At 48.1% G+C, this 20,020-nt stretch carries 17 protein-coding genes; 10 read left to right on the top strand and 7 right to left on the bottom strand.

Annotation, left to right across the window (positions count from 1 at the left end; translation table 11 throughout):
- Window positions 1–444 carry an energy transducer TonB gene (locus B153_RS0108745; RefSeq protein WP_020596317.1) on the top strand — a complete coding sequence of 148 codons (444 nt, stop codon included), beginning with the start codon at window positions 1–3 and terminating at the stop codon, window positions 442–444.
- 82 nt (window positions 445–526) lie between these two features.
- Here B153_RS0108745 and B153_RS0108740 read toward each other — a convergent pair whose 3' ends face one another.
- The 3 genes from B153_RS0108740 to B153_RS0108730 form a co-directional block, all read right to left on the bottom strand.
- Complete coding sequence (locus B153_RS0108740) at window positions 527–1,453, bottom strand: AraC family transcriptional regulator (protein WP_020596316.1); 927 nt, start codon at window positions 1,451–1,453, stop codon at window positions 527–529.
- 173 nt (window positions 1,454–1,626) lie between these two features.
- Window positions 1,627–2,796: an acyl-CoA dehydrogenase gene (locus B153_RS0108735; protein ID WP_020596315.1), complete on the bottom strand. Its 1,170-nt coding sequence runs from the start codon at window positions 2,794–2,796 to the stop codon at window positions 1,627–1,629.
- A gap of 87 nt (window positions 2,797–2,883) precedes the next feature.
- Window positions 2,884–3,339: a MaoC family dehydratase gene (locus B153_RS0108730; RefSeq protein WP_020596314.1), complete on the bottom strand. Its 456-nt coding sequence runs from the start codon at window positions 3,337–3,339 to the stop codon at window positions 2,884–2,886.
- Between the two features lie 31 nt (window positions 3,340–3,370).
- On the opposite strand from B153_RS0108730, the gene B153_RS0108725 reads away from it, so the two are divergent.
- The gene (locus B153_RS0108725; RefSeq protein WP_020596313.1) at window positions 3,371–4,174 is read left to right on the top strand and encodes an alpha/beta fold hydrolase; all 804 of its coding nucleotides are present in this window, start codon (window positions 3,371–3,373) and stop codon (window positions 4,172–4,174) included.
- A gap of 79 nt (window positions 4,175–4,253) precedes the next feature.
- On the opposite strand, the gene B153_RS0108720 is transcribed toward B153_RS0108725, so the two are convergent.
- Window positions 4,254–4,928 carry a TVP38/TMEM64 family protein gene (locus B153_RS0108720; RefSeq protein ID WP_020596312.1) on the bottom strand — a complete coding sequence of 225 codons (675 nt, stop codon included), beginning with the start codon at window positions 4,926–4,928 and terminating at the stop codon, window positions 4,254–4,256.
- An 86-nt stretch (window positions 4,929–5,014) separates the two neighbouring features.
- Between B153_RS0108720 and B153_RS0108715 the strand changes: the two genes are divergently transcribed.
- A complete protein-coding gene (locus B153_RS0108715; RefSeq protein WP_020596311.1) occupies window positions 5,015–6,154 on the top strand; it encodes a cystathionine gamma-synthase in 1,140 nt (379 codons plus the stop codon).
- 102 nt (window positions 6,155–6,256) lie between these two features.
- Window positions 6,257–8,923, top strand: coding sequence for a PQQ-dependent sugar dehydrogenase (locus B153_RS0108710; RefSeq protein WP_051097244.1), 2,667 nt, complete (start codon window positions 6,257–6,259; stop codon window positions 8,921–8,923).
- Here the strand turns inward: B153_RS0108710 and B153_RS0108705 are convergent.
- Window positions 8,920–11,307, bottom strand: a complete 2,388-nt coding sequence (locus B153_RS0108705) for a TonB-dependent receptor (RefSeq protein WP_020596310.1) — start codon at window positions 11,305–11,307, stop codon at window positions 8,920–8,922. The genes B153_RS0108710 and B153_RS0108705 overlap by 4 nt on opposite strands.
- Before the next feature lie 251 nt (window positions 11,308–11,558).
- Between B153_RS0108705 and B153_RS0108700 the strand changes: the two genes are divergently transcribed.
- From B153_RS0108700 to serS, 5 genes are all read left to right on the top strand, one after another.
- A complete protein-coding gene (locus B153_RS0108700; protein WP_020596309.1) occupies window positions 11,559–11,801 on the top strand; it encodes a DUF4926 domain-containing protein in 243 nt (80 codons plus the stop codon).
- 67 nt (window positions 11,802–11,868) lie between these two features.
- Window positions 11,869–12,564 carry a tetratricopeptide repeat protein gene (locus B153_RS0108695; RefSeq protein WP_020596308.1) on the top strand — a complete coding sequence of 232 codons (696 nt, stop codon included), beginning with the start codon at window positions 11,869–11,871 and terminating at the stop codon, window positions 12,562–12,564.
- A 190-nt stretch (window positions 12,565–12,754) separates the two neighbouring features.
- On the top strand, window positions 12,755–13,255 hold the full coding sequence (gene ribH / locus B153_RS0108690; RefSeq protein WP_020596307.1) for a 6,7-dimethyl-8-ribityllumazine synthase: 501 nt from the start codon (window positions 12,755–12,757) through the stop codon (window positions 13,253–13,255).
- A gap of 87 nt (window positions 13,256–13,342) precedes the next feature.
- Entirely contained in the window at window positions 13,343–14,668 is a 1,326-nt protein-coding gene (locus B153_RS0108685; protein ID WP_020596306.1) for an aspartate kinase, read from the top strand.
- A gap of 99 nt (window positions 14,669–14,767) precedes the next feature.
- Window positions 14,768–16,039: a serine--tRNA ligase gene (gene serS / locus B153_RS0108680; RefSeq protein WP_020596305.1), complete on the top strand. Its 1,272-nt coding sequence runs from the start codon at window positions 14,768–14,770 to the stop codon at window positions 16,037–16,039.
- Window positions 16,040–16,042: 3 nt separating this feature from the next.
- Here the strand turns inward: serS and B153_RS0108675 are convergent, their stop codons facing one another.
- Together B153_RS0108675 and B153_RS0108670 are read right to left on the bottom strand one after the other, a co-directional pair.
- Entirely contained in the window at window positions 16,043–16,318 is a 276-nt protein-coding gene (locus B153_RS0108675) for a hypothetical protein (protein ID WP_020596304.1), read from the bottom strand.
- Window positions 16,319–16,399: 81 nt separating this feature from the next.
- A complete protein-coding gene (locus B153_RS0108670) occupies window positions 16,400–17,677 on the bottom strand; it encodes a DUF349 domain-containing protein (RefSeq protein ID WP_020596303.1) in 1,278 nt (425 codons plus the stop codon).
- Window positions 17,678–17,751: 74 nt separating this feature from the next.
- On the opposite strand from B153_RS0108670, the gene ettA reads away from it, so the two are divergent.
- Window positions 17,752–19,419: an energy-dependent translational throttle protein EttA gene (gene ettA / locus B153_RS0108665; RefSeq protein WP_026262006.1), complete on the top strand. Its 1,668-nt coding sequence runs from the start codon at window positions 17,752–17,754 to the stop codon at window positions 19,417–19,419.
- Window positions 19,420–20,020 lie beyond the last annotated feature (601 nt).

Raw genomic sequence — 20,020 nt, 5'->3', positions numbered from 1 at the left:
ATGAAACGGTTTTCTTTTTTGACTTTCTGCCTAACCGCATCCTTTTACCTGGGCTTATGCGCTGGAACAGACGTATTGGCGCAACCGCAGACCAAGATTGATAAAGTATATACAGTAGCTGAGCGGGAGCCAGAGTTTCCGGGCGGTACAGCAGCCTTGAGCCGCTACCTGGCTGAGAACATCGTGGTTCCTAATGCTTTGGTTCGGAAACGGTACGATACCGGACCAGTGGCGGCCAAATTCATCATCGATGAACTAGGCTATATTCATGATATTCGGGTGCAAACGAAGCCGCTCGACAAAAAAGGCCGTAAAGGAATGGAAGCATTTATGGCTAATATTATTGCCGCTGTCGAAAAAATGCCTCGCTGGACACCCGGCGAAGTAGGCGGTAGGCCTGTTCCGGTCTATTTCACGCTCCCTATCGAGATAACAATGCAATAAAAGGAAAAAGGAGGAAAGGGACGAAAGGAGAAAGGATTTGCCCACAGCATTTACCTTTCTCCTTTCGTCCCTTTCGCCTTGTTTATACATTCATCAGCGATTCCCGACGGCGCATTTTACCGGCTGGAATGCCAAACATCATCTTGAATCGGCGGCAGAAGTAAGCGGTATCTTTATAACCCACTTCCGATCCAATAGCGCGAATGCTCTTTTTACTGGTACGCAACAGCCCTACAGCCGCTTCCATGCGTTGGTATTCGATGTAATCCTGCGGGTTGATGCCCGTGAGCATTTTAAAGTACTGCCCGACATAATCTTCCGAAACATTAGCCACGTTGGCCAATACTTTGTTTGACAGATCACCACCCAGGTTTTCTTTGATGTAAGCAAAGATGTCGATCAGACGAGGGTCTTTGAAGTAGGTGCTATTGGTAACCAACTGTTCAACAAACAGGTGATTTTTCAGAATATACCGAACTACTTCAATAACGATTTCCTCCGTTTTTATCTTGATAATACGGCCTTTACCTGCCAGATCGGTCATTTCTTCGGCCAGAATCTGATCGATGGTATTGGCTAAGTGATCTTCGCGTTTGATAATGAAGGGCGGAACGTCCAGTGAGTTAAAGAAATTCACCGAATCGAACACTTTAGCTTCAAATGACACATAGCCGAATGAGTTGGGTAAATGACCGATCAGCTTCGGATCATGATTGCCCTCCCAATACGACTCCCGATGGGTCATGAACTCTTCATTCGAGACAACTTTGGGGTTTGTGGGGTCACCATACGTAACCGTAACGTGTTTACCGCCCGGTATGAACAACATATCGCCAACTTCCACCTTTATTTTTTCGTCGCCAATCGATACTTCACCGTTATATAAAATCAATAACGTGTTCTCAACATCATAGAAGTTCCTGATGGTGATAGGCTGCAGAATCCGAATGTTGCGGGCCTTGATAAACTTCACGCCCAGTGATTCGATTATTTTATTATAGTCTTCCATAGATGAAAGGTGCGTGTTGCCGAAGTTGTATTGCGCTCAAAGTTGCACAAAACTAATAATTTGTACAAAACTAATACAAGTATAAAAGTTTCCAAAAAATAAAAAAAATAATGCGTATTCAGGCAGAACACGCATTATCGAATGATAAAAATTCAATTTTAGATGTAATTACTTCATCGAATTAGCTCTCGGGCTATCACTAATTTTTGTATTTCGGATGTACCTTCATATATCTGAGTAATTTTAGCATCCCGCATCAGGCGCTCCACGTGGAATTCTTTTACATAGCCATATCCCCCATGGATCTGTACGGCTTCGGTGGTGGCCCACATCGCTATCTCAGAAGCAAATAATTTGGCCATAGCGGCTGCCTGAACGTAGTCTTTATGTTCGTCTTTCAGTCGGGCTGCCTTATAGACCAGGAGTCGCGCTGCTTCAATTTTTGTGGCCATTTCGGCCAGTTTGAACTGAATGGCCTGATGGTCAAAGATTTGCTTGCCAAACGAACGGCGTTCCTGACTATACTTTAACGCAAGTTCATAAGCTCCGGCAGCAATACCCAACGCCTGTGCCGCAATACCGATACGGCCTCCGTTTAAGGTCGACATGGCGAATTTAAACCCAAAGCCATCTTCCCCGATCCGATTTTCTTTAGGCACTTTTACATCCGTAAACAGCAACGAGTGGGTATCTGAGGCTCGAATTCCCATTTTGTCTTCTTTTTTACCGACCACAAATCCGGGAGTCCCCTTTTCAATGATGAGGCAATTGATGCCCCGGTGTTTCTTCTCACGGTCGGTTTGCGCAATTACCAGGCATACACCCGAAGAGTTGCCATTGGTAATCCAGTTTTTTGTCCCGTTCACTACATAATAATCCCCTTTATCCTCGGCGGTAGTGCTTTGTGAGGTAGCATCCGAACCCGCTTCAGGCTCCGACAGGCAGAAGGCACCCAGTATTTCGCCAGTTGCCAGCCGGGTGAGGTAGTTTTGCTTCTGCTCTTCGGTACCATACGCTTCCAGGCCGTAGCATACCAGCGAGTTATTGACCGACATAATGACGGAAGCGGATGCATCGATTTTCGAAATCTCTTCCATAGCCAGTACATACGAAACCGTATCCATACCTCCTCCACCATAGTCAGGCGATACCATCATGCCCAAAAAACCAAGTTCACCCATTCGCCTGACCTGTTCGGTAGGGAAACGAGCTTCGTTATCGCGTTCAACAATGCCGGGAAGCAGTTCATTCTGAGCGAAATCTCGGGCGGCTTCCTTCACCGCCAGGTGTTCTTCCGATAAATTAAAATTTAATCCCTGTAATTCCAGCGATTCTGTTGCCATCTGAATTGCGTGGTTTAGTTTGCGACTGTGTAATGAGAAAGGTAAAGATAAGCAATTGCCCTTTAAATTAGTATGCAAGCATACTAATCACTCAAATAGCAACGTGATCAATTCAGCGATACAGGCGGGTTTGGGCTGGTTCTCGATCTCAAAAATACATTCCATGCTAACGCGGTACCCAATAGCCTGCGGCTCCACGCTAATCAATCGGGTATTCATTCGTAGCTTGCTGCCAACCGGTACGGCATTGGTAAATCGGATTTTATTGGCTCCGTAATTTATGCCCATTCGTACCGACTCGACCCGATAAAGCTGGGCCATAAGTTGCGGAGCCAGCGAGAGGGTAAGAAAACCGTGGGCAATCGTCGTCTTATAAGGCGATTCATTGGCGGCTCGTTTGGGGTCGGTGTGTATCCATTGGTAATCGCCGGTGGCTTCGGCAAATCGGTCGACCATTTCCTGCGTGATCGGTATATAATCGGTAGTACCCAGCGATTGGCCAGCAAGGGTTGCCAGCTCAGTAAGATTTTTGACGGTTAACATAGGCATTCGGGTTTTTCGCAACTTTGTTGGTATGAGCGAAGCCAAGGTCCAAAAAATTGAGGTAGAAGGCAACCAGCTTGCCTACCAGACAATCGGAAATGGCCCGGCCATTCTACTGGCTTTTCACGGTTTTGGACAAAGCAGTCAGGTGTTCAGGGGGTTGGAGGGTACACTGGGAGGCCAATATACCCTTTTCGCGGTGGATTTATTTTTTCATGGTGAAAGTAAGTACCAAGGCAGCCATCTCTTGACGAAAGCGGTCTGGCAGGGGCTTATCGGTGCTTTTTTACAGGAAAAAAATATCGAACGATTTGGGTTGATGGGGTACAGTTTAGGAGGGCGTTTCGCATTGGCCACGGTCGAAGCGTTTGCCGACCGGATAGATCAGTTGATCTTAATAGCCCCCGATGGTATTACCCGCAGTAGTTGGTATCAACTGGCAACGGGCTCAAGCGCAGGTCGATGGTTGTTTCGGTATTTTCTATGGCATTTAACGGCTTTAAATCGGTTCGGGCATCTATTGACCCGACTGGGGTTACTTAATCGAACCGCCATGCGATTTGCCGAATTGTCGCTCGGTACGCCCGAACAGCGCAAACGGGTTTACCAAAGCTGGACGCAGTTTCGACTCATTTCGCCCGATCTGATTCGCATTGCCGCATGGTTAAATACCCATCCGGTCCGGGTGCGTTTTTTTACGGGGGCTTTCGACCGGATTGTTCCTGGTTCGTACGTCTTTCCGCTCACCAAACAACTTCGGCATTATGAGCTGACCGTTTTACGAACAGGGCATAATCGACTGATCGAACTGGTGGCCGACCAATTGCGAGAATAAGGTTAGGCTTTATTTTATGGGGATATAATGACCATAGCTTTTAGAGTAAAGTACTGCCTGTCAGGTGTATATTCATGCGTTATTTTTTGAGTGATTTTTGAATGGTGCGCCACAGACCAGCTATCGAAACAATGATCAGGGCAACGACGATGATCTGTGTCCAGGAGCCTTGATTGGGGTTGTCGAGCAGGGTTTTTATGGCATGAGCTTCGTGTCCCGACCAGACTGCCAGAATGGTTCGGGGCGTCATACCCAGAAACCCACCCAGCAGAATATTTTTTAGCCGGGCTCCCGATAGAGCAAACATTAGATTGGTCAATCCAAACGGGAGAATAGGGGAGAGCTTGGCGAAAAAGATAACTTCCAGCTCATTATTCAGAATACGATCCAGTACCGATTGGGCTTTCGGATTTCGTCGGATGAAGCCCAGAACCCGGTCGTGGTCGAGCCAGCGAACGATCAGATTGATGAACAAGATACCTCCAAAGTTGATGACAAACATCGGTAGAACGGCGTTCCAGCCCAGAAAATAACCGAAAATCAGCGCCAGCATCGTCGGGGGGGTAAGTCCCGCCGACGTTACAGCGCAGGTTAGGGTGATGCCTATCCATTGCCAGGTCGAAAAGCCAGCGATGACTGGTTCATAGACAATGGCATAGTAGGTCAGTACAGAAGTAAAGACAATTGGTGTTACCGAGAGGATAAGTCCGGCAATGGCGGGGCCAGTTATGTTTTTAGGAATAGTGGTTTTCACTTCGTATCAAACTACAAGACGGGCACTGTGGTTTTGGTAACCATTGAGGTTGTCCAATCACGTTACAAACTTCGTTACTTTTGAGTATGAAATTCGGAACCAAAGCCATCCATGCCGGTATTGAGCCGGACCCAACAACGGGGGCCATTATGACGCCCATTTACCAGACCTCAACTTACGTACAGGAATCGCCAGGCAAACATAAGGGGTATGAATATGCGCGTACGCAAAACCCTACCCGAACGGTGCTGCAAAACAACCTGGCCGCGCTTGAAAATGGCAAACATGGGATTTGTTTTTCGTCGGGGTTAGGGGCTACCGATGCCATTCTGAAACTATTCAAACCGGGCGACGAGATTATTGCCAGTAATGACCTCTATGGCGGTACCTATCGGATTATGGTTCGGGTGTTTCAGGAGTTTGGCCTGACGTTTAAGTTTGTCGGGCTAGACAATCCGGCCAATCTGGAAGCGGCCATTACACCCGCTACCAAAATGGTCTGGATCGAAACGCCAACCAATCCACTGCTACGCTTAGTGGATATTGCCGCTATTTCGGCCATTACCCAACAGCACAACATTCAATTGGTCGTCGACAACACGTTTGCCTCGCCCTATCTTCAAAATCCACTCGATCTGGGGGCCGATATAGTGATGCATTCCGTGACCAAATACCTTGGTGGACACTCCGACACGGTGATGGGGGCTATCATCCTGAACGACGACGAAACGGCTCAGCGGCTGGCCTTTATTCAGAATGCCTGCGGAGCCGTGCCGGGGCCACAGGACTGCTTTCTGGTACTGAGAGGAATCAAAACGCTGCATGTTCGGATGCAACGGCACTGCGAAAATGCCCTGAAGGTAGCCCGTTATTTACAACAGCACCCCAAAGTGAGTCAGGTGCATTATCCGGGGCTGGAGTCGCATGGTGGCCATGAACTGGCCAAAACGCAGATGCGTGATTTTGGGGGTATGTTGTCTTTTGAACTCAAAGGCGATTCGATGCCCGAAGCCGTGCGGGTCATGGAAAGTTTTGAGGTGTTTTCATTAGGCGAATCGCTGGGTGGTGTCGAGTCGCTCTGCACGCATCCGGCTAGTATGACCCATGCCAGTATTCCGAAAGAAGAGCGGGAGCGAAACGGTCTGAAAGACACGCTTATTCGACTCAGTGTAGGGATTGAGGATGTAGATGATCTGATTCAGGACCTGGAGCGGGCAATCGGCTGATCGTTAGATGTGACCATAAAATTAGAATTTAGTCATATTAATGTGGTCTCATGAACGAAATATGAGAAAACATTAACTTAACTGTCTATTTATATTGGTCTGATGCGATTCATTTATACGGTCTTACTGATTGGTTTGCTGAAATCGGCGTTTGCCCAACTGCCGAGTGGGTTTGTGGAGAAACAGGTTGCCCGTAATCTGAACCCGACAGGTCTTGCCTTTGCGCCCGATGGGCGGCTTTTTGTGATCGAAAAAGATGGGAAAATCCGGGAGGTTGTCAAGGATGTGCTTTCGCCCGATCCGTTCATGACGGTTACTAATATCGATGTTACCAATGAGCGGGGGCTGTCTGGCCTTTGTTTTCACCCGGATTTTCCGCGAACACCCTATTTCTACGTTTATTACACCGTAAACGGCCAGAATCATAACCGACTAAGCCGTTTTCGGGCGCCTAATGGTGTGGCTGATCCGGCTAGCGAAACTGTATTGATCGATTTTGACCCGCTATTAGCCACCGTTCATAATGCTGGGGTAATGCGGTTTGGCCCTGATCGAAAGCTATATATTGCCACCGGAGAAGGAACCAACGCGTCGGCGGCCCAAAATCTTAATAGCCTGCTCGGAAAAGTTTTGCGGCTAAATGACGATGGCAGTATTCCAGCCGATAACCCGTTTATCGGTCAGCTACAAGGTAAATACCAGGCTATTTACGCGCTGGGTTTACGGAATCCATTCAGTATGGATATTGACCCAGTATCCGGACGGATTCTGGTGGGCGATGTAGGCGATGCCAGTTTTGAAGAAATCAATGAGATTCGGGCTGGTAAAAACTACGGCTGGCCGCTTATTGAAGGGCGTCGTACCAACCAGGATGCCCCTGAGAATTATGCCGACCCGCTTCAGGTGTATGACCATAATACCGGCTGTGCCATAACCGGTATGGCCATGTATAACCCGCCTACGCTTCGCTTCCCCACCGAGTATAAAGGCAAAGCATTTTTTGCAGACTACTGCAATGGCACCATCTATACGCTTGATCCGGCCAATGGTCAGATCATTGGTTCATTTGTAACGAATGTTGACCGTCCTGTGGGGATAGCGACCAGTCCTGATGGGTACTTGTATTATCTGGCCCGATCTGGGCTTGGGGGCGGTACCCAGCAAGACAATACTTCAACCTGGAATGGCTCCCTGCATAAAGTATCATTTTTCGATTCGGGGCTGCCGTATATCAGTAGCCAGTCGCCTAATGCCTTTGTGCCCGTTGGGGAGTCAATTACATTTAGTGTCAATGCGGTTGGGCAGAAGCCACTGATGTACAAATGGTATCAGAATGGAAAGCTGATTGCTGGAGCCGATCAGAGCCAATACACCATCAGTAGTCCTACACTGGCCAACAATGGAACTACCGTTTACTGTATTGTGTCAAATGCCTTAGGGGCCGATACGTCAGACGTGATGTCGTTGCGGGTAGTGCAGGCACAGCGGCCCGTAGCGCGTATCCAGCAGCCCATAACTAACAAAACATACCGGGCGGGCGATGTGCTCACCTTCGCAGGCGATGCGGTGAGTGCCAATCAGCAACCTTTATCGAATGCTAAGCTGACCTGGTGGATCGATTTTCACCATGACGATCACGTTCATCCTGCCCTTGACCCTGTTTCGGGCATCACGACAGGTACGTTTAAAATTCCGCGTGTGGGCGAGACGTCTACCGAAGTCTGGTATCGTGTACATCTACTGGCAACCGATGTGTCGGGCTTAACCAACGAAACGTTCGTGGATATAAAACCTGAGCTTGCTACCGTCACGATTGCCAGTAGTGTTACGGGAGTGCGAGTGTATCTGGATGGAGAGCCTCGGCAACCCGATATGACGTTTCAATCGGTAGTAGGCATGCTGCGTAGTCTGGAAACAAAACCCTATACGGCTACATCGGATGGTTTCTATAAATTTATAGGCTGGGGTAATGGTCAGAATGCGCCGTTGGTCACCTATGAAGTGCAGCCCGGAAGCCCAACGCTGACAATGCAATATCAGGCTTTACCCCCTTCGTCGGGCAATGGCTTATTTGCTGAATACTACAGCAATACCGACCAGATTGCAGGAACGCCAGCCTATAGCCGAACGGACGAAACGATCAATTTTGACTGGGGTGAAGGAGAACCGGCGCCAAATGTAGGGGCCGATCATTTTGTGGTGCGCTGGACGGGAAAAATTCAGGTGCCTTTCAACGATACCTATACGTTTTACACCCAAACCGACGATGGCGTTCGCCTTTCGGTAAATAACAAACTACTGATCGATAAGTGGGAGGCTCAGCCGTCGCTCGAGTGGTTAGGAAAGCTTGATCTGGTAGCTGGTCAGTCCTACACCATTCAGATGGACTTTTTAGAAAGCCAGGGCTATGCAACGTCGAAACTGTTCTGGAGTTCGCCCCAGTTTGAGAAAGCAATCATCAGCAAGCCATACCTGTTCAGTAGTCAGGTTTTGACCGCTACAGAGCCCGAACTGGAAACCAAACTACGTGTATTTCCATCGCCTGCCCGAGAGCAAATCACCATTCGGTATGAAGCTACATTACCGGGTGCTGCCCAGCTTCGGGTTTCTGACCTGATGGGTCGCCCGATCTATGAGCGCTCGATCCGATACATAGCGGGCCCGAATACGTATGGCGTTTCGGTAGCAGACTGGCCAGCCGGGTTGTATCAGGTTACGATTTACCCAACTGGCCAGCCAGCTATACATCAGCGGCTATTGGTACACTAAAACCGTAACCGGACACCTGCCAGAAAATTCCGCCCTGCCTGTGGATAATAGGCATTATCAGCATACACTTTCCCTTCCGAAATATAGGCATACGTATACCCGTTCGATTCATAAAGTTCATTCAGCATGTTGTTGAAAAGTAACGTGAAGGCAATTTCCTGAGCGAACTTTGGTTTAAGGGTATAAATCAGCCGAACATCGTTGGTAAAGTAGGGGTTCAGCTTTCGACTTTCGTTCGACGTGTTGTCCAGATATTGCTTTCCGACATACTTTGATAAAAGACCCAACTCCAGCCCTTTGGCAGGTGTAAATAGTAGCTGTGAACCTGCAATTACATTGGGCGAAAATGAAATGTCGGTCTGGCTGTACTGACGGGCTTCCTGAAGTCCGTTGTCGTAATTGTCGAGGTATTCGGTAAAATTTTTGACCTTGTTCTGGCTGAAGGTGGCGTTCACATTCCAGCGGAGTTGTTTGGCCAGCCGGGCCCCAGCTTCCAGTTCCAGGCCAGCGCGATAACTAACGGGGATATTGACCCGGTTGTAAGCCCCTACATCGTTCAACTGGCCCGATAACACCAATTGATTTTTATAATCCATGTAATACACATTAGCCGTAAAGGCTAGCCCTTCCGTTTGAAGTTTATACCCAGCTTCGTAATCGATAAGCTGCTCGGATTTGGGTCGGCTGGCGGGCGTCGATTGGGTGTAATCATCGCGATTGGGCTCGCGGTGGCCTACACCTACCGAGCCATAAAACGTGCTCTGGTCGTTGAGTGTATAGGTCAGACCCGCTTTGGGATTGAAAAATGTCAGGTTGGCGTTTTGCTGTACATTCTGCAATTGGCTGTTGAACCCTAAGAACGAATACCCAACCGTTCGGACCTGCAAATCCAGAAACCCGTTGAGCCGATTACTGAACTGGTAAAAAGCTTTCGCATACACGTTGAAATCGGTTTTGATCGCATCGTCGTTGTAGTAACGCTCCCGTATGTTGGTATTGCCTGCTACACGGGCCCAGATGATTTCACCGTAGTGAGCACCCTGATACTGGTTCCAGCCCCCCCCAATGTTTGCCGTCAGTTTCCCGAAGCTGTTATAATCGAACGAGAATACAGTCCCATAAAAATCATTATCCAGCCATTTGCGTCGGATAATGTCGGTTTTGGTGATCACAGAATCGCCAATGGTTACGTTGGGTAATCCATATTTGCTGAAACTGTCATTGGGCTTGAACTCTTCGTAATAGCCTTTCCCCTTTGTATAGAAAAATGAAAGGTTAGCCCGCCAATTTTTGCTGAGTTCATACGAGCTGATAAGCTGGTAATTATCCTGCTGGTAGTTATCAGTCTGATTGTCGTATGTAAAGGCGTTATACGTCCGATTTGTCTTCAGAATATCTTCCGGTATACCATTCCAGGCCTGGTAGGTCTGCTCCTGACCCGAAAAAGCGTTCAGCCGGATAAAGCCCTTTTTCCCATAATAGCCCCCCGACAGATAAAAGGATTTGAGGTTCGAAAACGCCCGGTCAATAAATCCATCGGAGTGAATGGTCGATAAGCGGGCATCTACGGCAAAATGGCCGTTGAGCAGCCCTGTACCAGCCAGCACGTTCAGTTTACGAGTGCCAAATGAACCAGCCGACAGGTTGGTTTCAGCGTAGGGGTTTGTTTCCAGCTTGTTGGTCTGGATGTTCACCGATGCGCCAAAAGCGCCTGCCCCGTTGGTCGATGTTCCAACACCCCGCTGAATCTGGATACTACTTACCGAAGAGGCAAAGTCGGGCATATCGACAAAAAATGTTCCCTGCGACTCAGCATCGTTGTAAGGTATACCATTCAAGGTCACATTGACCCGCGTGGCATCCGATCCCCGAATGCGGATGCCTGTATAGCCCACGCCTGCACCCGCATCGGACGTGGTGACGATGGAAGGCGTAAAGTTGAGTAACTGCGGAATATCCTGCCCCAGATTTAGCTTGTCCAGGTCCCGACGGGAAACATTGCTATACGCAATGGCTGATTTCTGATTGGCCCGCGTGGCACTGACCACAACTTCATCGACGGCAACCGCTGTTTTGGTTAATTTAAAGTCGATGGTCGTATTCTGGGTCAGCGATATGGTTTGTGTTTGTGGTTCGTACCCTAACAATGAAATTTTTACGGATACGGAGCCCGGCTTCAAATTGGTAAGCTGGAAGTTTCCGGCAGCGTCGGTATAAGTACCTTTATAGGTGCCTTCCAGAACAACGGCGGCACCAGGTAGCGTACCGCCTTCAGCATCAGCTACTTTACCTGAAATGGAAACTTGCGCCCATACGGGCAGATTGATTAGCAGCAAGGCTACTAAGCGGACGAGATTGGTAAGATAGGTCGTACCTTTTTTCATGACTGAAAATGGTTACGATAGGCTAGGGGCCAAACCTACCTTGTTATTGGTATGATATTTGTAAAAACGCTTATAGACGTAGCCTATGAGCACATTTCCCTTCACAGCATTACCTGCGCAGGTTCAATGGGTATAATCTCAGCCCGTTAGTTAGGGCACCCCTGGAAGATTAGCACGGCAAAGTTATTTAATTATGAACAAAACAAGATGCAATGTCGAGCGTTTCTTTTTGTGAACCAGTATATGAGTCTATGAGTGAGTATGATTTGGTCGTACTTCAGGAAGAGATTGCAGAGGGACGCCTGAAGGCCGGGGATGTTGGAACAATTTTAACCGTTTACAATGGCGGTAAAGCCTACGAAGTTGAATTTGTGACCCTTACGGGCGAATCGGTGGCTGTAGAAACCTTATTGCCGCATCAGATTCGGGAAGTACGTTCGTCGGAGGTTATGTCTGTACGTGATATTGAATTACAAAACGGACTGGATTCGTAAAGTTTTGATATTTACCCTTTTTCATAATGGTAAATATTCCTAATTTTGCAGTCCAAATTGCAAAAGCATGAGCAAAAAGAACAGCGGACTGGAGTTTTTGGAAGATCCAGACGCACTGGCCGGTCAGTTAGAACGGGCCGAAGACTTTTTTGAACAGAACCGAAACATTGTTTTAGGTGTACTGGGTGGCATTTTGTTGCTGGTGGTTGGTTATTTCGGCTATCGCTACTATATCAGCGAGCAGGATGACACAGCCCAGGTCGAAATGTTTCCATCGGTTTATCAACTCGAAGCCGATTCAACCAAGAAAGCACTGAATGGTGATGGCAAAAGCCCTGGCTTGTTGGCCGTGGCAAGCAACTACGGGTCAACCCCCGCTGGTAATCTGGCCGAATTCTATGCCGGCATTGCTTTGTTGAAACAAGGTAAATACGATGACGCTATCGAGCATCTGAAAGCATTCAGCTCATCTGATCTGCTGGTACAGGCGCGGGCCTATGCCCTCACAGGTGATGCGTACATGGAGAAGAAAAGTTTCGATGAAGCCGCTGATTATTACCGGAAAGCTGCTGATTATAAGTCGAATAAATATTTTACGCCTGGTTATCTGATGAAGCTAGCTGTTGCTTACGAGCAGGCTAAACAGAACGATAAGGCCATCGATACGTATAACGAAATTATCGAGAAGTATGCTCAGTCGGCTGAGGCTGGTAGTGCCAAGAAGTACAAATCCGTACTGGAGGCTACCGTCGGCGAGTCGTAAGCGTACTTGATTGAATCAATACAGCAAAGGACAAAGCCGAAGCCGGTTTTGTCCTTTTTTTTGACCCGGATTTATATGATTTTACTGACCGACTTTGATTTGAATAAGTTAGTTTTTCTGAGCCTCATATAAATCATTGGTACAAATCAATCACAGTATATCAGTACAATCATAAAAATCCCGGTTCAGAATGGCCACTGCTGCAAAAAGCCTGAGTGTATTTTCAACCAACGACTTACCCGATGTTAGTGAACGTCGGTTTGCCATACTGGTATCAGAATGGAATAGTGAAGTTACCGAAGCCTTGTTTGAAGGGGCTTATCAGACTTTGCTGCAATACGGAGCCAGAGCCGAACATATTGTCAGGGGTAATGTACCGGGCAGTTATGAGCTAACGTTAGGGGCTCAGTGGTTTGCCCAGCGCGACGATATTGATGCGGTCATAGCCCTTGGTTGTGTGATTCAGGGTGAAACCAAACACAATGATTACATCAACCACGCCGTAGCTCAGGGTTTAACCAATGTCGGCCTGAAAACCGGAAAGCCCGTTATCTTCGGCGTTCTGACACCCAACGACCAACAGCAGGCACTCGACCGGGCAGGTGGTAAACACGGCAACAAAGGTGACGAAGCAGCCATAACTGCCATCAAAATGATCGGATTACAAGAACAGGTTTATAGCAAGTTTTAACGAGTGAAAGAGTGAATGAGTGAAAGAGCGATATTCTGCTCTCAACTTGTTCGCTCTTTCACTCATTCACTCTTTCATTAATTAAAAATGCACGTCTGGAAATTTGGCGGCACGTCGGTTGGGAAACCGGAGCGTATGCAGTCCATCCGCCATCTGATTACTGAAGATAGTACCCCCAAAATTGTGGTGTTGTCGGCTTTGTCGGGCACAACCAATGCGCTATTGGCTATCGGCGAATCGTTGAAAGCAAACAACGATACCGATGCGAACCTCAAAATTGACACGCTGAAGGCGCATTACGACAGCTTTATTGGCGAGCTGTACAAGACTGCAGACGGTAAGGCCGCCGGGCAGAAAATTGTTGATAACGAATTTGCTTTTATTCGGTCATTGACCCGGATTAAGCCTTTCACGCTGAAGCAGGAAAAAGAACTGGTTGCCGAAGGTGAGTTGCTTAGTACCCAAATGTTTCAGGCATATCTGGAAGAAGAGAAGGTTGCATCTACCTTGTTGCCTGCTCTCGAATTCATGCGGATTGACGCCGATAATGAGCCTGAGATTGGATTCACAGAGCAGGCTTTAGCCGAAATGTTGCCTCAGCATGCCGACAAACAGATCATCGTTACCCAGGGCTTTATCTGCCGTAACCCACGGGGCGAAGTCGATAACCTTAAGCGTGGAGGCTCGGATTATACGGCTTCGCTGATTGGTGGGGCTATCCGGGCCGAAGAAATCCAGATCTGGACCGACATCGACGGAATGCACAACAATGACCCACGCATTGTAAAAAACACGTTCCCCGTTCGGGAATTGACGTTCGACGAAGCGGCCGAGCTGGCGTATTTTGGGGCTAAGATATTGCACCCATCTACCATTACGCCCGCCCGGATGTTTGGTGTGCCTGTGCGCCTGAAAAATACGATGGACCCCAGCGCTCCCGGTACATTGATTGCCGACCGGACAAGCGATCAGGTATTTAAAGCCATAGCCGCCAAAGATGGAATTACAGCGTTGTACATCCACTCGACCCGTATGTTGAATGCCTATGGTTTTCTGCGCCGGATTTTCGAAATCTTCGAGAAGTACAAAACTCCGGTCGATATGATTGCTACATCGGAAGTATCGGTTTCCGTTACAATCGATAATACCGAGCGTATCGAAGAAATTAAAGCTGAGCTGGGCGCCTTCTGTACGCTGGAAGAACCCGACTACGATCAGACAATCATCTGTATTGTTGGTAATTTTAGTGCCGACAACCAAGGAGTAGCTGTTCGGGTATTCAACGCCCTGAAAAATATTCCTATTCGGATGATTTCGTATGGAGGCACGGAAAGCAACCTGTCGTTACTCATTCATGGACAGTACAAAGCCGATGCGCTGAATGCTCTAAACGATGGCTTGTTTTCAGCCTAGATTTGCTAGCGAAATCCTGAACAGTTCGTCGAATCGTTTAGGATTATTTCAAACAGAAGAATTCTTAGCTGTAATTAAACGTCTTATCCAGACAAATTAATGCTACAACTACCCTTCATCCGTGAGAATAAAGAAACCGTACTGACAGGTCTTCATAAACGACATTTTGCCAATGCCGAAGACACCATTGATCAGGTGTTAAACCTCGACCAGCAACGGCGGGATACCCAGCGCGAACTCGATGATGTACTGGCGCAGTCAAACGCTAAAGCAGGACAGATTGGGGCATTGATGAAAGCGGGTGATAAAGCAGCCGCTGATGCCGCTAAAGCCGAAACGGCTGAGTTGAAAACCCGCTCGAAAGATCTGGGAGAAACGCTCCGTCAGATCGAAATGGCTTTGCAGGCTGTTTTAGTAACGATCCCTAATATTCCGCACAGTAGCGTTCCTGAGGGACGTTCGGCCGACGATAACGAGGTGGTGCTGGAAAATGGTGAGAAACCTACCCTTCATGAAGGGGCTCAGCCACACTGGGAATTAATCAAGAAGTACGACATCATTGACTTTGAACTAGGGGTTAAAATTTCGGGCGCTGGGTTTCCGGTTTACAAAGGCAAGGGGGCACGTATTCAAAGGGCGATGATTAATTTTTTTCTCGACGAAGCCCTGAAAGCCGGGTATCTGGAGGTGCAGCCGCCTATCGTTGTCAATGAGGATTCGGGCTTTGGAACGGGACAGTTGCCCGATAAAGAAGGCCAGATGTATTACGTAACGGAAGATAAGCTTTACCTGATTCCGACGGCTGAAGTTCCCATTACGAATCTTTACCGCGACGTAATTCTACCCGAGGCTCAACTGCCTGTCAAAAATGTCGGTTATACGCCTTGTTTCCGACGGGAAGCCGGGTCGTGGGGAGCGCATGTGCGGGGGCTGAACCGCCTGCACCAGTTCGACAAAGTTGAAATAGTACGGATTGAGAAACCCGAAAATTCCTATGCCGCACTGGAAGAGATGAGTCAGCACGTGCAGGGGTTACTGCAAAAGCTGGAATTACCGTATCGGGTATTGCGGCTATGCGGGGGCGATATGGGCTTTACGTCTGCCCTAACCTACGACATGGAAGTGTGGTCGGCTGCTCAACAGCGCTGGCTGGAAGTTAGCTCGGTATCGAATTTTGAAACCTATCAGGCAAACCGTCTGAAGCTTCGTTCGAAACTGGATGGCAAAATGCAATTGATGCATACACTCAATGGCTCTGCACTAGCCCTGCCCCGCATTCTGGCGTCTATTCTGGAAAATAATCAGACGCCAGAAGGTATTCGGATACCTAACGTTCTCGTACCGTATTGTGGCTTTGATCGGATTGACTAACGGTTAACAATCGCACGAGTAATTGCCGTAGCCCGGAAAGCGGGGCGATAAATTACCTGAAACACTTACGACTCGGTCGAGCGGGATGGTTTCGCCAGTGGCCAGTTCAAGCCATTCTGCGCCATTCTCGTAGGCAAGTTGTTTGATAAGTACGTCGGCCTTTATAAATTCATTTAAGTCGGTCAGATACTCCAGCCGGACAAATTTGCCGGGAACAATGGTAGCCCGAAAGTCGGTGTCAGAAGTTAAAAAATCGGCGTTATTCGTGTTTGTTTCCATACCTCAATAACAATTTGCCCAAACGAAACGTGCCACGGTTCCAGAACCGTGGCACGTTTCGTTTTATCAGAGAAATGCCTATCAGTAGCCTACACTTTCCAATTGCTTCTGGAATTCGCGCAGGATGGTTTCTTTCATGGCAATTTTACGTTTCTGGGTGCCGATTTTATTCAGGATCATCTTGTCTTCAGCATTGTTGGGGTCGAGTCCCTCGGCATCCTGTAAAGCAAACTGAAGGTCGTTTTTCTCCCGTTTGATCAGGTATTCCATTTCCCGGATTTTGGTTCGCAACTGCTCTGCTTTACTTTTTAATTCAAAAGCAGGGTATTTCCGGGTCAATACCCGACCCAGATAGCTCAACTCAAAAATCTTATCACAAGCTGCCCGGAACCGCTCATTCAGCACTTTATCCTGTAGCTTGAACGGTACTTTTACTTCTTTCCAGCTATTCAGTAAAACTTTGGCCCGGTCGGCAGCCGCAAAAATATCGGACTGTTTCGAGAGTCGTTCGGCTTCATCGGCCATTTTCATTTGAGCCTCAATGCGCGGATCAATCTTTGGCTGGATAACAATGCCCTTCGCGTCGTTATACTTCGTGTAGAACATCGTCGTAGCTTTTTTAAACTGTTTGTACAGTTTGCCACTTTTTTTGATGGGCACTTCGCCAACCTGCTTCCAGGCGTTGTTGAGCCGCCGAACTTCCTGGAAGGCCGCATCCAGATCGCCCAGACGATTGGCCCGGAAAGCAAGCCGAATCAGCTCATCATATTTTTCCAGACGTTCCTGAATGACTTTGTTCTGTTCATTAAAGAACTCACGACGCCGTTGGAAGAACCCGTCCAGCAACTCCTGAAAACGGCCTTCAACCTCAGCCTCGACCGACTTATCAACCGGACCTGTCTTGATCCATTTCGTCTTGATTTCCTGCAGGGCATCGGCTGTGGGGCGCCAGTCGTTGCTGTCGACAATAGCTTCTGCTTCGGCAATCAAGGCTTTCTTGATGTCGTAGTTCTTGCGTTGATTGACCGTAATCAAGTCGGCCAACAGTTTCTCCTGTTCATCCAGCCGCTCAAGCAGGGGCGGGAAGTCACCTAGTGCATCAAAACCGAGGAGTTTCTTGCGGAGCTGAACCAGTTTGGTCAGATAAGAGCCTTTGTTCTGCGCTTCGGCAATATCGTTCTCTAACTGGCTGACTTTGTTCTCAGCAATGATGAAGCGATTTTTAAAATAATCGAGCGCTTCCTGCTCGGTCCGTTTTACTTCGCCAATCTGGCGATCTTCATAATTCAGGTAGCCTTTCAAAAATACCTTTCCGTCTTTGACGTAACCGTATTCATCTACCAGTGAAGCGTTTTCCATTACTGTGCTTGGTTAAGGCTGCGCTGTGGGTTAAATTTGAGGATTAATGCCAACTACAAATCTATTAGAAATTAATGAGTCAGGAAACCATAATTTTCTCTATGGCTGGCGTGAGTAAAAATATTCCGCCTAACCGACAAATCCTAAAGAACATTTACCTTTCCTTTTTTTATGGTGCAAAAATTGGTGTTTTAGGCTTAAATGGCTCTGGTAAGTCAACCCTGTTGCGCATAATTGCAGGTATAGACAAAAATTATACCGGAGAAGTAGTTTTCTCACCAGGTTATTCTGTGGGAATGCTCGAGCAGGAGCCAAAGTTTGAATCGGGCAAGACGGTTCGGGAAGTGGTTGAAGAAGGTGTTCAGGAAGTTGTCAACCTGCTAAAAGAGTTTGATGAGATTAATGAAGCCTTTGCTGACCCTGATGCCGACTTCGATAAATTGATCGCCCGGCAGGGGGAAGTTCAGGAAAAACTCGACCATTATAATGCCTGGGAGCTGGACCAGAAACTCGAACGAGCTATGGATGCCCTACGCTGCCCACCCGCCGATGTCTTGATTGACAATCTGTCGGGTGGCGAAAAACGTCGGGTTGCTTTATGCCGCCTGTTGTTGCAGCAGCCGGATGTTTTACTACTCGATGAGCCAACCAACCACCTTGATGCTGAGTCGGTTCTGTGGCTGGAAGAGCATCTTCGGCAATATGCAGGTACGGTGATTGCCGTTACGCACGATCGCTATTTTCTGGATAACGTAGCGGGCTGGATTCTCGAACTCGACCGGGGCGAAGGGATTCCCTGGAAAGGCAATTACTCATCCTGGCTGGAGCAAAAGCAGAATCGACTGGCTCGCGAAGAAAAATCCGAATCGAAACGGCAGAAGACTCTCCAGCGTGAGTTGGAATGGGTGCGGATGGCTCCAAAAGCTCGTCAGGCGAAGTCGAAGGCCCGCCTGGGTGCCTACGAAAAGCTGTTGAATGAAGATGCCAAACAACGCGACGAAAAGCTTGAAATCTTTATTCCGGCCGGCCCACGACTGGGCGCTAAAGTGATTGAAGCCGAAGATGTTTCGAAAGCATTTGGCGAGCGGCTTTTGTTCGAACATCTGGGTTTTCAGTTGCCACAAGGGGGAATTGTTGGCGTAATCGGGCCGAACGGTGCTGGTAAAACGACGCTGTTTAAGCTCATTACCGGGCGCGACAAGCCCGATAATGGCACCTTCGCCGTGGGCGAAACGGTAAAAGTGGCTTACGTCGATCAGGAGCATGACGGCCTTAACCCGAACAAAACGGTCTTTGAAACAATCTCGGGGGGCAGCGAGTGGATTATGCTTGGGGGTAAACAAACCAACGCTCGCGCGTATGTGGGCCGGTTCAACTTTACGGGTTCCGATCAGGAAAAGAAACTCGGTACACTCTCGGGTGGGGAGCGGAACCGGGTTCACCTGGCCATGACCCTCAAAGAGGGCGCTAATCTGCTGCTATTGGATGAGCCGACCAACGATCTGGATGTCAATACGCTGCGGGCTTTGGAAGAAGGGCTGGAAAATTTTGCCGGGTGTGCCGTTGTCATCAGTCACGACCGTTGGTTCCTGGACCGGATTGCCACGCACATTCTGGCTTTTGAAGGCAACTCACAGGTATATTGGTTTGAAGGGAATTTCTCGGAATACGAAGAAAATCGGCGCAAACGCCTGGGCACTGATGCTACCCCAACCCGGATAAAGTATAAGAAGCTGGGATAATTTTATTTGATCCTATACAATGGTTGCTTCATAAGAGGATTTATCTTCCTGCAATCATTGTATAGGGTTACTATGTAGGCCAAGAATCCTAGAGACCTCACATACGCCTACTTTTTTAGGGCCCTCTATAAAATATCCATGTGTACCGGCTTTAAGGCGTTGCTGATGAAGAGTGCGGAGACTACTGTTAAGTATTCCACATGGTAGCTATACCATACGGCGGAATTGGAATGCCAGAGGGAAATATCTCGTTTGTTTGTGGGTCCATTATCTCAGGATAGATCATAAAACCCTCACCAGGGAACTCTTCATAGAGAAAGTCCCATCGTATTCCTTGAAAAGGAGGTAGTTTTCGGCCTCCTTCTTCTGGAGAAAACAGTCGGTAGGTTACTTCGAAATCGGCTGAGTGACCAAATAGCTGTTGGTATGGGGTGTGCATTGATAGAAATAGGGTATACCATCGATTTCTTCATAGATCAGCGAGGAAGGAATTCTTGAGGATGGCAGCGAATTTCGTGACCTCGCCTGGGACGTTACGCTCATCGGCTGTTTCTTTGGATTTGAGTAAAGATACGAGTTTTAGCGAAGCGTACTCATGGGC

The organism is Spirosoma panaciterrae DSM 21099 (assembly GCF_000374025.1).
Taxonomy (GTDB): Bacteria; Bacteroidota; Bacteroidia; order Cytophagales; family Spirosomataceae; genus Spirosoma; species Spirosoma panaciterrae.
This window is presented reverse-complemented; position numbering and strand designations above follow the sequence as displayed.

Coding starts and splice junctions, on each gene's coding strand:
- B153_RS0108745 (WP_020596317.1), top strand. CDS start 1: ATGAAACGGTTTTCTTTTTTGACTTTCTGCCTAACCGCATCCTTTTAC.
- B153_RS0108740 (WP_020596316.1), bottom strand. CDS start 1,453: ATGGAAGACTATAATAAAATAATCGAATCACTGGGCGTGAAGTTTATC.
- B153_RS0108735 (WP_020596315.1), bottom strand. CDS start 2,796: ATGGCAACAGAATCGCTGGAATTACAGGGATTAAATTTTAATTTATCG.
- B153_RS0108730 (WP_020596314.1), bottom strand. CDS start 3,339: ATGTTAACCGTCAAAAATCTTACTGAGCTGGCAACCCTTGCTGGCCAA.
- B153_RS0108725 (WP_020596313.1), top strand. CDS start 3,371: ATGAGCGAAGCCAAGGTCCAAAAAATTGAGGTAGAAGGCAACCAGCTT.
- B153_RS0108715 (WP_020596311.1), top strand. CDS start 5,015: ATGAAATTCGGAACCAAAGCCATCCATGCCGGTATTGAGCCGGACCCA.
- B153_RS0108710 (WP_051097244.1), top strand. CDS start 6,257: ATGCGATTCATTTATACGGTCTTACTGATTGGTTTGCTGAAATCGGCG.
- B153_RS0108705 (WP_020596310.1), bottom strand. CDS start 11,307: ATGAAAAAAGGTACGACCTATCTTACCAATCTCGTCCGCTTAGTAGCC.
- B153_RS0108700 (WP_020596309.1), top strand. CDS start 11,559: ATGAGTGAGTATGATTTGGTCGTACTTCAGGAAGAGATTGCAGAGGGA.
- B153_RS0108695 (WP_020596308.1), top strand. CDS start 11,869: ATGAGCAAAAAGAACAGCGGACTGGAGTTTTTGGAAGATCCAGACGCA.
- ribH (WP_020596307.1), top strand. CDS start 12,755: ATGGCCACTGCTGCAAAAAGCCTGAGTGTATTTTCAACCAACGACTTA.
- B153_RS0108685 (WP_020596306.1), top strand. CDS start 13,343: ATGCACGTCTGGAAATTTGGCGGCACGTCGGTTGGGAAACCGGAGCGT.
- serS (WP_020596305.1), top strand. CDS start 14,768: ATGCTACAACTACCCTTCATCCGTGAGAATAAAGAAACCGTACTGACA.
- B153_RS0108675 (WP_020596304.1), bottom strand. CDS start 16,318: ATGGAAACAAACACGAATAACGCCGATTTTTTAACTTCTGACACCGAC.
- B153_RS0108670 (WP_020596303.1), bottom strand. CDS start 17,677: ATGGAAAACGCTTCACTGGTAGATGAATACGGTTACGTCAAAGACGGA.
- ettA (WP_026262006.1), top strand. CDS start 17,752: ATGAGTCAGGAAACCATAATTTTCTCTATGGCTGGCGTGAGTAAAAAT.